Source organism: Niastella caeni, from assembly GCF_004834005.1.
In the GTDB taxonomy this organism is placed as follows: domain Bacteria; phylum Bacteroidota; class Bacteroidia; order Chitinophagales; family Chitinophagaceae; genus Niastella; species Niastella caeni.
On record NZ_STFF01000001.1, the window covers coordinates 42,121 to 57,721 of the forward strand.

At 46.0% G+C, this 15,601-nt stretch carries 8 protein-coding genes; all 8 read right to left on the reverse strand.

Features of this window, described 5'->3' with window-relative positions; translation table 11 throughout:
- Nucleotides 1-2: 2 nt before the first annotated feature.
- The gene (locus tag FAM09_RS00240; RefSeq protein ID WP_136575072.1) at nt 3-2,411 is read right to left on the reverse strand and encodes an ABC transporter permease; all 2,409 of its coding nucleotides are present in this window, start codon (nt 2,409-2,411) and stop codon (nt 3-5) included.
- Between the two features lie 176 nt (nt 2,412-2,587).
- Nucleotides 2,588-3,655 carry a hypothetical protein gene (locus FAM09_RS00245; protein WP_136575073.1) on the reverse strand — a complete coding sequence of 356 codons (1,068 nt, stop codon included), beginning with the start codon at nt 3,653-3,655 and terminating at the stop codon, nt 2,588-2,590.
- Between the two features lie 184 nt (nt 3,656-3,839).
- Nucleotides 3,840-5,234: a T9SS type A sorting domain-containing protein gene (locus tag FAM09_RS00250; protein WP_136575074.1), complete on the reverse strand. Its 1,395-nt coding sequence runs from the start codon at nt 5,232-5,234 to the stop codon at nt 3,840-3,842.
- A 98-nt stretch (nt 5,235-5,332) separates the two neighbouring features.
- The gene (locus tag FAM09_RS00255; protein ID WP_136575075.1) at nt 5,333-6,727 is read right to left on the reverse strand and encodes a T9SS type A sorting domain-containing protein; all 1,395 of its coding nucleotides are present in this window, start codon (nt 6,725-6,727) and stop codon (nt 5,333-5,335) included.
- Nucleotides 6,728-7,047: 320 nt separating this feature from the next.
- On the reverse strand, nt 7,048-8,403 hold the full coding sequence (locus tag FAM09_RS00260; protein WP_136575076.1) for an ATP-binding protein: 1,356 nt from the start codon (nt 8,401-8,403) through the stop codon (nt 7,048-7,050).
- Nucleotides 8,404-8,417: 14 nt separating this feature from the next.
- A complete protein-coding gene (locus FAM09_RS00265; protein ID WP_136575077.1) occupies nt 8,418-9,728 on the reverse strand; it encodes an eCIS core domain-containing protein in 1,311 nt (436 codons plus the stop codon).
- Nucleotides 9,725-10,306: a hypothetical protein gene (locus FAM09_RS00270; RefSeq protein WP_136575078.1), complete on the reverse strand. Its 582-nt coding sequence runs from the start codon at nt 10,304-10,306 to the stop codon at nt 9,725-9,727. Before FAM09_RS00270 ends, FAM09_RS00265 begins: the two co-directional genes overlap by 4 nt.
- A 1-nt stretch (nt 10,307) precedes the next feature.
- Nucleotides 10,308-15,536, reverse strand: coding sequence for an eCIS core domain-containing protein (locus tag FAM09_RS00275; RefSeq protein WP_136575079.1), 5,229 nt, complete (start codon nt 15,534-15,536; stop codon nt 10,308-10,310).
- Nucleotides 15,537-15,601 lie beyond the last annotated feature (65 nt).

A 15,601-nucleotide genomic window follows, 5' to 3' on the forward strand; every position in this document is an offset into this window, starting at 1 on the left:
AATCATTCGGTTTTTAAACTCACTACCGGATTTAACAACGCCGCTTTGATGGCCTGGTAGCTAACGGTTACCAGGGCGCCTGTCAAAGACAATACACCCGACAAGGTGAATACCCAGCCATCGATAGGAATGCGATAAGCAAAACCATCGAGCCAGCGCGTCATGGCCCACCAGGCAAAAGGCCAGGAAAGCACAATACCGGTTAGCACGAGGACCATAAAATCTTTTAATAGCAGAAAAGTTACGTTCGACACAGAGGCGCCGAGTACTTTGCGAATGCCTATCTCACGGGTGCGTAACTGGGTGCTGTAAGCAGAAAGTCCAAACAGGCCGAGGCAGGAAATGAAGATGACAAAAACGGCAAAGACTTTAAACACGCGGCTTAATTGATTCTCAGCTTCGTATAGCCGTTTCATTTTCTCATCGATAAACGTATAGGTGAAAGTGCTTTCTGGCGATAGTGATTTTATATTCGACTCCAGGAATTGCAGGGTTTTCGGCATTTGATGTGGTTGCACTTTCACCAGCAGGTAATTGGCCCGGTATGGATCATACTTTATTACAAGCGGCTCTACAGCGGAATGCAGGGATGCAAAATTGAAGTCTTTAATAACACCCACTATTTCGCCGGTATCCCGGTCAAGGATGAATTTTTTACCAATGGCATTTGTAAGACCATACGCTTTTACAGTTGTTTCATTCAGAATAAATTCTTTATTCTTTATGTCGGGGAACTGATTCACAAAGTTCCGCCCTTCTTTTAAAGCGATCTTTAAAGTAGGTAATAGCCTGTTATCAGCCCACATTATACGGCAGGAAGGTTGATCATCCTCCGTTTCATTTGCCGGGAAGAACGGTTGCATACTGAAGCGATCGCCCGGAAGCGTTGATACCACGCTGAAATTACTGATAGCCGGATTCTTTTTTATATTGTTGATCAGGGCGCTGAAATGCTGCCACATAGAGCCGTACATGGTGATGGCCACTACCTGTTCCTTATCAAACCCCATATTTTTATTATGGAAGAACCGCATTTGTTGGTATACGATGATGGTGCTGAAGATCATGAAGACAGACACGGCAAACTGAAAAATGATCAATCCCTTACGCACGAAGTTTAAGGAGAAACGGGTATCCTTCTTGCCCTTCATGGAATTAATGGGATTGAAATTGGCAACAAACCACGCGGGATAACAACCCGCAAGCAGTCCGCAACACAAGATCAGGAGCAACAGCAGTGCAAGGTTCGACAAAGTAAACAATTCCTCAAAGCGAATGTCTTTTTCCGTGAGCCATGCATATAATGGCAAGGCAGCTTTAATGAGTAACAATGCCACAAGGGCCGACAGCATGGTGATTAAAAACGATTCTCCCATGAACTGCCGGAGCAGTTGTTGTTTGGTTGCGCCGGCTACTTTTCGCAAACCAATTTCTTTCATTCGGTTAAACGCCAGCGCCGTAGAAATATTAATAAAATTCACAGCCGCTACCAACAGAATGAATACCGCTATGATGGAAAAAATGTATACATACCTGATGTCGCTGTTGGCAGACATCTCCTTCTCCAGCTTTGAATGCAGATGAATATCAGCAACTGGCTGCAAATGCAATTTGCGGGAAGTAAGTATCTCGTTCGGGGTTTCACCCGTTGGCTTATAAAAGCCCAGCATATAGTTGGGAAACCTTGCTTCCACCGTTGTCTTTGAGGCCTTTTCATTAAGCAACACATACGTATAAAAAGCAGACCAGGTCCTATTCTCCAAAGATCGCTGATCCTGGTACTGTTGTATAGTAGGTATTGAAAGCAGGTAATCGAATTGCAAATGCGAAGGAAATGGAAATGATCTTACAACCCCTGTTACTGTAAACGGCACTTTGTTCAGGTCTTCCTGAATGACTTTGCCCACTGGATCTTCGTCACCAAAATATTTCCGGGCCATTTTTTCAGTAAGCACAATGCTATTGGTTGCTGACAAAGCTGTTTGCGCATTACCCCGGCTAAAGGGTATATCGAATATGTTGATGGCAGCTGCATCTGCGAAAAAACCGGCTTTCTCTTCAAACTTGTTTATCGTACCCTGCGTTGTTGCATAGCTAAATACCTGGAAAGGATATGGCCGGTAGAAGCGGGCCATTTTTTCTACCTGTGGAAAATAGCGCTGCATTTCAGCTCCAGCTGGAAAAGAGATGGGCGCCCAATGGCGTTCATTTTCGCCAATATTCTCTAAAGTGACCCTGAAAATTCGATCAGATTTTGTAAAACCTTTATCGTAGTTAATTTCATTTTTTATATGTAGAATAATGAGCAACGCGCACGCAATGCCCATGGAAAGTCCTGTAATATTAATGGCGGAAAAAGTTTTATTCTTCCATAAATGGCGCCAGGCAATTTTTATATAATTCAGGAACATACAGCTAATTTAATCATTGGAGTGATCAGATTCAGCAATGACAATACCGCACATATTTACGGTATATTGATCCAACAAAATGCCGGATTATCGGCACGTGCAAATCAACCTTTTACATGTATAGGTAAATTACAGTTGTCCGGTTTTGATACAACCACTGTTCAAAAATGACGGATTTATACTTTATTTGGGATCTGCTTAACTGACGGTTCTACAGCAGCCTGAGACACAGGTACCTTATTCCTTTGCCGGTATAAAATAAACCCATAGGCAAACATGGAAATGGCCACGATGGCTATCAGCACGCTCCATTTTTTATTGCTGTTATCAAGCGAGTGCTTGCTTTCGTTGTAGGAATCGATCGTTAATAATTGATCGCCGTTTAACGTAAGACTATAGGTATATATGGTAGCCCATTGGTAATGTTTTTCGAAATAGCCCGGCACTTCTGTTTTCTTGATCTTGACCGCGTATTCATGCTTGAGGATCGACAGCTCAACCGCCGTGCCGCGGCCAGCGCCCTGCAGTCTTTTTACATTGATAGAATTAAAGCCTACGCCATCAATATGAAAATTGATGCCGGGGTATTCCAGTAAATACAATTGCATGTAACCATAGGCCTTTCTGCCAGATGGAGGTTTAATATCCGGCGGCATGCTGAGGCGTCCGCTGAGGGTGATCAGCTTGCTTCCATCGACTGACAACTCAGGCGAAATAACCGACTTGATGGTGAACCCTAACAGGAAGGAACCCGCGATCATCAGCACCACGCCTACCCCTCTGTTCTCATAGCGGGAATGCCGGGTGATGGGAAGGTCAAACCTGCGTTTTATTTTCCATTTCAGCAGTTGCTGTATAACTTCTTCGTGATTATTGATCAACGGTTCGGGCAATACCACATCTTCGTTGTTTGTTTTAATGATGATGTATTTGACCTGCTTACGTTCTGTTTCTGAAAATGCGGTAATATCGTCTTTGTTGATAATACGGGAAGAAAAGCGCCATTTTATTTTTAGCTGGTCTTCGAAAATGTCAACTGCTTTAAAGCCCTGGATGGTCACCATCAGAATGAAAAAGAAGAAAAGGGTTAAACTGGTAGCAGCAACCAGTACATCGATCTGCACATACCGGAACGCAAAGGCATGTCGAAATATAGAGAACGAAATGACCGACATCATGCCTAGCAGGATCAGGATTAAAAGCCATTGCCGGTTGTTGAATTTACCTTTTGAAATTGCCGCCATGGTTGTAATGTATATTATCCCCTTTGTATATAAGTAAGAAAGATAGAAAAAAATTGTCAAGGTGGATAAAATACATGAGGAAGCTAGTGGCTAGTAGTAAATAGCCAGTGGAGGGCTTGCTTTTCACCCCTGCCATTCCCTGCCTTTACCACTCGCCACTAGCTACTAATTACATGCTATTTTCCTACTTTACAAAACGTCTTGTTGCTAACTTTCCCTGCTGCATATATACCATCACATACACCCCGGGCGTCAATGACGAGATATTTATCCGGTTCGAAATGGGTCGAACAGTCATCACCTGCTGGCCTTTGATATCATAGATCCGTACGGGAATACCGGCCAGGTTAGACCCTTCAAAAAACTTAATTTCCTGTTGACCGGGCATGCTGGAGATTGCGTTGTCAGTTGCCGGCATATTTTGCACGCGGGCAGCACTGGTCACCGATGCACTATTGATCCTTATGGATGATACCTTATCGTTCCAGCCATCATCTACCAGGCAGCCATCGCTGGCAGTTTTGCTGAGCGTGGCGCCTGCAAAATTATCATCCCAATACAAGGTGACCGAGTAACCGGGCTGCACGGTAAGGGAAGAAATATCATCATTTAAAATACCATATGAAATGAGTTGAGAAAGTGTGTAACTGCCAACTGCCAGGGTTACCGCATAGCCTGTGTAATTGCAATCTTTGTAAAAAGTAGCCGCCGGATTATTTACACCACCACCGCCAAACACGTTGTTGATGGCCGCGGCATACGCCTCTGTGCCGGTTGTATTATCAAAATCATCATACAACCACATAAAGCCACCGTCAACGCCACAATTATTCCGCCAGGTGGTTAACTGACTTTGCACCTGGCTGGTTGTTTTCTCCTGGTCCCACAAGCCGGCGTACACCGGAATATTACCGAAATTCCAGTTACAGGGATTATTTCCCGCACCACCGGCATAGCATTGCAGGTCTACCCGGTCAACAGTGCCCGGGCGCTGGTTATTGGTATTGGCGGCTACGCTGGTCCAGAAGGAAGCAGCCGTATATGGCACCAGCGAGACCTTAAATCCCAAACCACCCAGCATTACGGCCAACGCAGTGGCCGAGCTAACATCATACGTACTTTCATCATCAAAGCCAATGGCATCAACGGCAGGAAAAGTGCATTTCAATGCCTGGAAGTTACGGTACAGGATACTGGTAGCACCTGTGCCCTGCGCATTGATCAGGTTCCTGATATTGGCAAAGGTGGAAGAACCCCAGGCGCTCAAACAAAACTCCAACCGGTTAATGGTGGTGGGCGCTGATTTCAGCGAAGCAATGTCACTTGCAAAATTGGGGTAACTGCCTGCGCCAACATATGTTCCATTTTGAACGAGCGGAAATTCGGCATTGAAATTAAAATTGCCGCCTGCATCGATGTGGATCGTCCATACCACTACACAGGTATAGCCGGAGCCTTTTAATTCACTGATGGAATAGCTGCGGTTCTTGTAGACTGGCCCGCCGGCGTATATACCTGAGTTGGCGAGTGCGCTTTGCACAATGCAGCTTAGTAAACATATATAAATAAGTTGTTTCATAGTTCATAGTTTTAAGTTCGTTAGTTCATGCCTTCGTGAGTTATTGAGTTAGTAGTTCACACTTAACTAATGAACCTACTAACTCAATAACATAATAATTAATTCTTCACAAATCGCTTCGTGATCGTTTTAGAATTATTCGTCATCACCAAAGTATATACGCCCGAATTGAGTTTGGAGACATCGATATTGTTTGTTGTTGAACGGGTACATAATACTTCTCTTCCCATTACATCTAATATTCTTATCGTTGCGCCCGATAGCGGTTGCATGGTACCGAACCGTAACTCATTCATAACCGGGTTGGGATAAATGATCAATTGTTTGTCAACTGGTAAAGTAGTTGCGGTTCTTGCGGTAGCCGCGCCGGTAGCAGTTATCCTGACCGAAGATGCTCTATCATTGAAACCGTTAGCCACCAAACAGTTGTTATCGGCCGTGAGGGTAAGTGAAGTACCACCAAAATTATCATCCCAGAATAGTTGCACCTGGTAACCGCTGCGCACTTTAACAGAAGAAAGATCGTCATTCAATACACCCAGGTTTAGCAACTGGCTCAATGTATAATCACCAACTCCCAATGCAGTGACATAGCCACCATAATTGCAATCCTTATAAACACTTACTACGCCGGTGCCATAAGCAAAGGGGAAATCAATACGCGCCTGGTTGAATTGCGATTCGAAAGTGGTAGTCCAGCCAAAGGCGGAAGTAGCCAGGGGTTTCAAGCTGACACCTGCGGCGCCGCTCCAGAAGTGAATGAATTCACCCCAGTTCATATCACGGGCATAGCTATTGCCATTTTTGGGGAAATGTTGGGCAAGCATTGTAAAGAAGCGGTTCAGCACCTGTGTGCCACCATAATTATTATAAATGGGATAGAACCAATCGCGGAACCAATGGGTGCCGGCGACGGGAAAAGTAGCGGTACTGCTTTGCATCTGGTTATACCAACGAGTGGCTTCACTGGTTTTGCCTAAGGCCAGGTACACATCATAAATAAAGATCTCGGCCCATTTGCTATCGCCCCAAATAGGAAAAGCCGGTGAACCATGTATGCCCTTGCTGGCGCCCTCAACAATATGCGCCACTTCATGGGTTACAATATCCAGGTCGCCACCGGTGCCGCTTGTCCATGGGCCCGGGCCAACATCAATTACATTACGGTTATCGTGACTGGCATCGAAATACGTGGATGGATGACCACCACTGTATTTATTGGTATGAAAGATAGCAAACAGGTGCTGATCATTGCCAAAACTGCCATATACATTCTTTGTATATCGCCACACATCGCCCACAAAAGTGTATGGCCAGGTAACAGCAGCACTGACGTCATTGTCGTAATACACCGCAAGATCATTGTCGTAAAATTTGCGATTGAGCAACTGGTTGTGTTCAAACCAATGCTCCTGCCAGGTAGCCGGCGGCGTTTGCGCGGTTACAGTTTGCACAATAATTGTAAGCAGGAGAGTGTAGATTGTTTGTTTCATAGTATGGTTTTAGTTTAAACAATAGATTACCTATGCCCCTTATTACGGGCGCAGCATATTAGCACAATACAAAAAAGTTGATCCAGTCTGTACGGGGAGTTGTACGACTTATCTTTTAAATGAAGAAGGTAGCCTTTCTATACTATCTCGTATAGGCATACTAATTTACCTTGTTTAGCAAGTACGGGCCAACAGGAAGTTACCCGGGCGGGAAATATTTTATTCACATGAGTGAGATCCTATATATTTTCAGCCTTCAGGAATAAAAGCCTTCTGCCTTCCACTTCAATACTCAACATTCGTAATTTAATATTCGACGTTCAAAACGACTTATCTTCCTTCAGGTATTCTTTCCTTACACCATCGATCAGATCTTTCTGACAAATAACGCCATTGTTGCGGGCATAGGTTTGCAGAGTAGCGTATTGAACGGCATTTAAAATACTGGCGCCACTGATCTCGTATTGTTTGGCCAGTTCTTCGAGTTTGATATCGGCATGCCGTTCCAAGTTAGCAGGCATCGATCGTTGCCATAATAACAACCGCTCCGCTGAATTGGGCATGGGAAAATGTATGAGGGAATGAAAACGCCGTAAAAAGGCTTCATCAAGATTACTCTTAAAGTTGGTAGCGAGAATAAGCAGTCCGGGATAATCTTCTACCCGCTGCAACAAATAACTTACTTCCTGGTTGGCATATTTATCATGCGCGCTTTGCATATTGGTACGCTTTCCAAAGAGCGCGTCTGCTTCGTCAAAGAACAAGATCCAGTTCTTGGTTTCCGCTTTTTTGAATACACTTTCGAGGTTCTTCTCCGTTTCACCAATATATTTACTTACCACCTGCGACAGATCAACTCTATATACATCTTTTTGAAACTGCTTACCGAGCAATGCCGCGGTAAGCGTTTTACCGGTACCGGAAGGACCATAGAACAACACGCGGTACCCCGGTTTTATCTTTCGCTTCAGGTTCTCATCTTCATTAAACTTATGATGCAGTTGCAACCAACTGCTGATCTCATTAACATAGTTTCTTGTTTGCTGGTTCAACACCACATCTTCCCAGATCATGTTGGTAGTAATGCGGCGGGCGGGGAAATCGAGCCCGAAACGCGGCACGGTTTCTTTATCAAGCAATATCTTATCTATCCAATCCTGCGCCATCACGATGCGGCCGCTCATAACCGGTTCGCCCTCTTTAACCGGTTCCAGCCATAAAATACCATGGCGATAAAAGAAATGATCTTCACTGAACAGTTGGTGTATTTGCAAACGCTGTTCAATAGCTGTTCCAGCTAAAATGAATTGAACCGTTTCGCCCGTAGGTAAAATACTGCGATGATTGCTTCCCTTCACGCCGCCAAACTCGGCAAAGTCGCCGCCATTGGGCAGGTGCTCTGCAATGATGGATTCAAAAAAACTGGGCTGCACATGCGGCACCAGGGATAATAACAACGTGATCCACTCTTCTGCAGAAATTTCAGCAGGCAGTGATTTGATGATCTCTTCCCTGATAAGCTGATCACCGAAAGTCTCAGCCAGCCATTTATCCAGTACAAGGGAATGCTGGTTAAAATGCGTTTGCATTCTATGCACTATGATCTGTCGCAGATCGTTCAGCGCGGCTTCTATTCCAAATGATGGAGCGGTATGTTTGTGGAGCGGGTAAAGCATATTGGTCAATTATTTTATTCGGCTTGGCTTTGCTGAGCCGTATCCGGACAGTCACAAGGTATGGGAACATTAAAAGGATCGAGTGCGGCGCTTAATGCATCGGAACTGGCACGGCGGGTAACTTCAATATTATCGTGTATTTGTTGCAAATGAGCATCCAATCCGCTGGCGCAGCCTGTATAGCTATAAGGCGTGCGAACGATGCCCCGGTAAGTATTAAAAGCCGCCACATGTTGCTGTTCGTGTTGCCGTAGCGTAGTATTTATAAAATTCCGTACTGCGGTATGCTCACATTCAGATAAACCGGAAGGCACTGCAGGCAGTGTTACCTGTGGGTTGGTGGTGAAAACCGAAATAACAGTACCGGTATTGGTAATGCATTCGTCGCCTGTGCAATCGGTACAATTATTAGCTTTTCTTTGTCTGCCTGGAGCCGTGAACGAATTGCTGTAATTGGCATCTGTACGTCCCTGTACGCTTACACCTGCACAATTGGCAAAGTGTTGGGTATTGTGGTGTACCCAATCACGCATAATAAAGGTGGGCGTTTCAGGTATCACTTCTTCGGTATTCTCTTCAACCGCACGGCTTACAACAGCATCTGTTTGTTCATTCTGTTGAATGACATGGGTGAGTTCGTGCGCCATCAGTTTTTTTCCTTCCTGCGATTCGGTATTGTATTGTCCTTCATTGAACACAATGTTATTGCCGATGGTATAGGCTTTGGCATTGATTGCCTTCGCCGATTCTGCAGCTTCCTTATCCGTATGTATCCGTACGTTACTGAAATCGTACCCGATTCGGGAAGAGAAAAAATGATTGTCTGTAGCAGACATAGTCTGTCCCTTGCCATTTAACGATGATACATAATTGCTGACGTTACCACCGGAAGGCGAGCTATCACCTGCCTCCTTTTTTTGCATTTTTTTATCCTCTTCTTTTTTCTCCTCTTTGCGTTGCACCTTCTTTTCTTCTTCCTCCTTCTTTTCAGGGGCGCGCATTACTTTCTTCTCTTCTTCTTTTTTCTCCTCTTTGCGCTGCACCTTCTTTTCTTCTTCCTTCTTTTCAGGGGCACGCATTACTTTCTTTTCTTCCTCCTTTCTATCCTCTTTTCGTTGCGCCTGCTTATCTTCTTTTTCGCAATCTGCGCATTTACGCTGTATGCTTTGTCCCTGTGCAGCAGTTACTGCAGGTTGAAAGAAGGCACCATGCGCAGCTTCGCCAAAGAAACTGTGCTCATGCTGGCTTTCCTTTTTGAAGAAAGACCCTTCTGTTTTGGCCGGTTTTGTTCTGCGGCGATAGCGGCGGGAAAATGATGGTTTCATAAAATCATTTTATTGTATTTAGCAATATCAAAGTCGGGGAAAAGCGTCTTTAATTTTGATAGCCTTTCTTTCAGGTCTTTTTTAACTACTGAATATTGCGGCTGTTTCCATGCAACATCAGTAAACAGGTATTGCCATCCGTATATTGCTTTCAGGTTTACCAGTTCGGTAAAATAACCAGGCAGATCGAGGCTCATCCGAAACTGTTCACCGTTCTCGTTCAACAGCCATAATTCATGATTGTCGTTACTGAATTGTATACAGGCAGCAACACCGTCTCCTCCCTGCGGATGATCGTCAAATTGTTTCAGGTCGGCACTGTCAGCAACAATTTGTTCTATAGAAATGAAATGAAGCTCCCCCATTGGATAGGATTCACTGCCTGATTGATATTCCCAATAGTGGCTATTATCATTAAGCACAAAGATCTCGTCCTGGATCTCTTTCAGAAAAGGGTATTTTTCAATAAACTCCGGAAGAACCTGTTCTTTCAGATAAAAATCTTCCGTTACCACTTTAATACCCGCATTCTCTTTCAGGTCTGAAAAAAACTTCGTGAATAGGTTATTATAGTCCATATTATTGAATTGTATAGGTAGTGCCTGCCTGTGCTTTTAAGGCTGCCACCTGGTTATTGAAATTGGCTATTTCAACAGTTCTGCCTGCATACCGGTTATTCAGTTTTGTTTCCATATCGTTGGCATCGGTGAAGGAACTTAATGCTCTAACCTGTTGTATGAATTCAGCAAAAGGACGACTTAATCCAGGCGCCAGGTTTTCCAGCCTTACCCTTCCTACCGTGGTGTCATTGATATTCGGAATGGTAGCTGCACCGGAAAAATCAGGCGGGTCGGGATTTTGGCTCCATAGCTCACCTACTGCCGTTCCATCTATACTGGTGCCCCTGTCTTTTTTCTCCCACTGATTTGATGCTGCATTCAATTGATAAGGTCCAAATTCAATGGCTATATTATTCGGATAATCGTCATTTGGCGCACCATGATAACTGATACTAATTTTATACCAGATCACTTTACCGGCTGCTACTGCACTGATAGCCTGTCTTTCCACACCATTGTAAGCAGCCGTATTAGTAGCTGGTCCCCTTGCCGGTGTCAGGTTCGAATCCAGTGCCGGGCCACCCAATTGCTCTGTCAACAGGTGCATTTTCACCCAGGCCGAACCAGTTGATAAACCTGCCTGGTTGATCCTTTGCCAGCCCGGTAATGTAGCGCCGGAGTTTGTATTGGCGCCTGAGCCACCGCTTGTTCTACCCCTCTTAATAAAGGCCACTTCAAAGCCGCTTGCTTTTACGCCATTCATGAAGGAAGGCTTCACTAACGGTGGCGGTTCTGTGCCACCTACCATGGTCATAAGTGGTGGCAGTTTAGTCGCCAGTAAAGTAAGCTTTTGGTTCAATGTTTCATTGTCCTGTGTGGCAGTCGGGCTGCCCGGGTTCGCCAGTCTGCCTTTAATGGTATCTATCTCGCCATTCAACTGCACGGCATCCTGGTAAGATTGCTGGTGAGCAGCATTGGCTGGTAAATTAATTACACTGGCCGCTGCATTCAACAGGGTCCTCACAGTTCTTGGGTTATAAGAGGCCACATAAAGTTGTGCCGAGGCGCCACTTCCCTCGAAATAGATATTGTGGTCTCCGCCAGCAGTATCTGTAAATGGTTTTCTTAATCCCAACCATCCCAACACTGCTCCTGCAGCGCTTCGACCCATTGCCATCAACCTGTCGAACAATGCCATTCCCGTATCCACTGCCCTGTTCACCAACCATGTCAATGCCTGGTCTACCATTTCGCGGGCTCGACCTATCATTTCGCCTACCCGTCTACCAATACCGTTCAAACCTACCTGGTTGGCCAGGAATCCTATTACGATCGGCATGGCTCTTGCCAGCGTGCGTTCGAGGTAGTTGGCTGCTGTGGTTACATTGCCATTGGCTATATCTACCACACCTTCCACAAAGCTGTTCACTACTTCCAGCATTTCGCGCAGGTACCGCATGAACGATTGTATAGCCCTGTACAATGCAATGGCGCTGTTGATCACGGCCATGATACCGGTTGGGTCGAGCATACTCAACAGGCGGGTAACCATCTGGTTTACGATCTGCTCCATGATCCAGTTCTTCACCGCGTCGATGATGGTATCCCACAGGTTGGTGAGCTGTTCCTGGATCTTATCCCAAATGGCGGCCATACCTCTTTCCTGTACATCTTTAATAAATGTCCAGATGCCTTCGAGGGTATTGATCATGCTTCGGATACGCGCCACTCTTTCGGGACCAATACGCGGATGGGCGGCCAGTTTTTCCCAGATCTTTTCCATGCTGATGCCTAATACTTCCAGTACCCAGGAAATGATACCACGTAAAGAAGTATCCGAGAAGGCGGGCACACCGGCATCGCGCAGCTCGCTGGTGAGCCAACCTACCAATCCACTTAACAGGTGTTGTAAAATATTATCAAAGAACTGTATGAAGCCCTGCTTGATGGCACGCAGCAGGTTCTTCAGGAAGCCTACAGGATCGCGCTTGATGAGCTGGAAAGCCTGCATGGCTTTGGTGATGATATTGTTGATGAGATCGAATGGGAAATTCATCACTATCAGGATCGCTTCCACAACGATCTTCACGATCTCTATTACAAAGTTCACCAGTCTGCCGATCGGTTCGCCAAATGTGGCGAAGATGCGCCTGAATGCTGCCGGCGGATTCATCAGGTCGTCAAGACTAAACGAATTCCACAGATCAATGAACAACTGTATAATAGCAGCCGGCGTCATGTTCAACCGGTCGACCGCTGCATTTATCTTCGCTACCGTTCGGTCTATAGCTCCACTTTCCTTCAGTTGGTTATACTGCTCGCGGCCGCCTTCCATCAGGCTCATAAATCCTTTGATGAGGTTTTCGGCCGAACGCGGCACTACTTCTTCGGTAAACGGATCTTTTTCTATGATCACTGTTACCAGTTCGTACCCACGCTGCTCTTTTGCCCAGGCGCTGAGGCGTTGCATCAGCACTTCTTTTATCAGCTTCAGAATTTCCGCTCCTACCCGAATTACAAACTCAAGCACCGTACCCACTGGCCCTGCAAACTGGTTGTAGATCTCGGTGAAGGTACCACGCGGATCCATCAGGCTTTCGATGCTCACTATGTCCCAGATGTTCCTGAACGCCTGCAACAGGTCGTCATAAGTGTTGCTGAAGATGCTGATACCTTCATCTATATAACCTACTACTTTCTGGAAGGTGCCGGTTTCCTGCATCTGATCCCGCTGTTTTCTTCCTTCTTCACCACCCAGTTCCAGCAGGGCGTTCAGGATATTGGTGCCGTTGGTTGCTACTTCCTGTTCTGTTACCGGGTCTTTACCCAGTATTACTGTCAGCAGCGGGTAAGCTGTGGTGTTTTCTTTAATGAAATCAACGATCTTCGTAAGCAGCCAGTCTTTGATCATTTTCAGCAATTCCAATGCTGCTTCTTCGGCAAAGCTTACCACATCTTCTATGAAACCGAATACTATATTGGCGCCTTCTTCCAGCACCTCCATGGGCGATGTAAGGTCATCTATGCCCAGCCTGTTCCAGAAGGTTTCAAAGCTGCTGAACAAACCGTCTACCAAACCTTCAACCCTGCTGATCTGCTCATCTATCCAGGCAGCGGCTGCATCGAGCTGGTGTTGTTCATCCAGCTTCTGGTGTATCAGGCGCCCGCCCGGCATAATATCAAAGGCTGCCTCTATAAAGTTGCGGCCGTTGCGCTCGATGTTCTCGCCGGTTATCGGGTCTTCACCCAATACTACCCGCAATGCCCTGTAACCGGGTATGTGCAGCGCTACCTCCTGCGCTTTTCGTAATGCGCAGGCTTTTGTTTCGCTCAGGCTGGTTATATCCACACAACCTAATACCGAACTGGTGCTCAGGTACGACAAGGCATCATCTACTACCGAACGCTGTACCTGTTCGCCTGACTGCGTTACTGTTGGCAATTCGAATTCCTTCCTCTGTACTGCCTGTTGCTGTATTGTTTGCTGTTGATCTTCCTCTTCCTTATTACCTTCTTCTTTCGGCTGTACAGTTGTGTTATGTATGTTGCCTGAAGACGGAGGGCCGGTTTGTAACTGACCACCGGCATCTACGCTCCAGCTACTAAGTTCTGATTTGGTTTGAATGTCATAGTCATCAGATGAACCTGCTTCTTCTTCCTGGTGGCCATCTTCTTTCCTGCTTACATTAAAGACTTCCTTACGCAGTTCACGTAGGGTCTTTGGTTTCTCCGGCGTGGCGCCCTCACCACTGCCTAACGAACCTTCCATGGTTGCGAGCGGGTTGAAGAATGCTGTCCAGTTGCTGAGCGGGTGTTCCCTTGTTTGCACCTGCCCGCCCATATTATCTTCACCGGCTGTATTACCATTTACGGTGCGCACGGTGCCGCCCGATACGCTTTCTACCAGCGCAAAATGCGAGTAGGCGTTTCTAAAGGCTATGTCGCCCGGTTTGGGTGTTGAACCCGGATTTCTTACAGCTTCCCGCTTCAACATGTTCTCGCCCAGTTTCCATTTTGGCATGGGCACACCACTTTTATTCAATGCATAGAATACGTATATGCCGCACCAGCTTGGCATGGCATCACGCAATCCTTCGGGGTCGGTGCGTTTAGGATCGCCATCGATCATCACATTACCTTTCGCTTCACGGTATTTCTTAATGTCCATTTCAGCAACGGTACCCTGTTCAGAGGTGCCACCGCTGCCGCTTACTATTTTATCTTCACCAAAGGTGGTTTTAAATATATCCAGCAGTTGTTCCCAGCCCACACGATAGCCATCGGGGCCTTCTTTGCCTGCATTTATTTTTCCTTCATGGCTTTTTGCTTTAGTGATCGCATTATCTAACTGCGATACCGGTGCGCCATAACTTCTTTGTATAACAGGTTTACGTGCTACAGATGTATTTGTAGCACCGGAAGTATTGGATTTACTGGCCCCCTGTTGTATGGTATGCGTTAATTCGTGGGCCAGCAATGTACTACCGCCGGAAGTATGTGGATTATACTTCCCGCTATTGAAATAAATATCGTTGCCATGCGTAAAGGCCTGGGCATGTATTTGCGTGCTCAGGTTTTCAGCATAGCTGCCTGTGTGAATACGAACGCCGCTGAAATCGGCATTGAAGCGGCTTTCCATAAACTGACGGGTGCCGTTGGGCAATGCACTGCCGGCTCCTTTTGAAGAAGACAGGGATTGCTCAAACTGTATGGAGCTGGCGGGTGGGCCCCGGCCGCTTCGTTGAACAACATCGGAATGATATAATGAGGTCGCTTTTCTGTTGATGTCGCTGCCGCCGCATCCGCTATCGCACACTACATCTGAACCCGAATCGTAGTCGCCGAAGGCGCTACGCTGAACAGTGGAGAATAATTTAGCCTGCAGGGCTTCGTCTTCCTTGCATTGTATGCGGCTGATGGTGGGATGCTCGATCTTTGTTTGAATGACCTCTCCTTCCTGTTCTTCTTCTTTTTTCTGCAGCTTGTCATCTTCTTTGGCAGGCGCCGGCGTACTAACCGGTTCGGGCATTCGCATTACCTGGTCGGCTACGGTATCTGCCTCTTTTTCCTGCGGATCATCAGGACTGCTCACGGAGAGTTTTGCCTGTACTACAGGATTGAAAAAGGCCCCTTGTTGTGAGGGACCAAAAAAAGAATCCTCCCCTGCCTTACGGAAAAAGGTAGTGCCGGCAGTTTGTTGCTGCCTGCTTACGCGTACCGTATTTGATTTTTCAGCAGTGGAGAACATAAGTTAAATAACGAATATCGAATGATGAATGTTGAATATCGAAATTGTATTCACTTCATTATGCG

Excerpts from the sequence above, each read along its gene's own strand:
- FAM09_RS00260 (WP_136575076.1), bottom strand. The coding sequence starts at position 8,403 with ATGCTTTACCCGCTCCACAAACATACCGCTCCATCATTTGGAATAGAA.
- FAM09_RS00240 (WP_136575072.1), bottom strand. The coding sequence starts at position 2,411 with ATGTTCCTGAATTATATAAAAATTGCCTGGCGCCATTTATGGAAGAAT.
- FAM09_RS00275 (WP_136575079.1), bottom strand. The coding sequence starts at position 15,536 with ATGTTCTCCACTGCTGAAAAATCAAATACGGTACGCGTAAGCAGGCAG.
- FAM09_RS00265 (WP_136575077.1), bottom strand. The coding sequence starts at position 9,728 with ATGAAACCATCATTTTCCCGCCGCTATCGCCGCAGAACAAAACCGGCC.
- FAM09_RS00245 (WP_136575073.1), bottom strand. The coding sequence starts at position 3,655 with ATGGCGGCAATTTCAAAAGGTAAATTCAACAACCGGCAATGGCTTTTA.
- FAM09_RS00270 (WP_136575078.1), bottom strand. The coding sequence starts at position 10,306 with ATGGACTATAATAACCTATTCACGAAGTTTTTTTCAGACCTGAAAGAG.
- FAM09_RS00255 (WP_136575075.1), bottom strand. The coding sequence starts at position 6,727 with ATGAAACAAACAATCTACACTCTCCTGCTTACAATTATTGTGCAAACT.
- FAM09_RS00250 (WP_136575074.1), bottom strand. The coding sequence starts at position 5,234 with ATGAAACAACTTATTTATATATGTTTACTAAGCTGCATTGTGCAAAGC.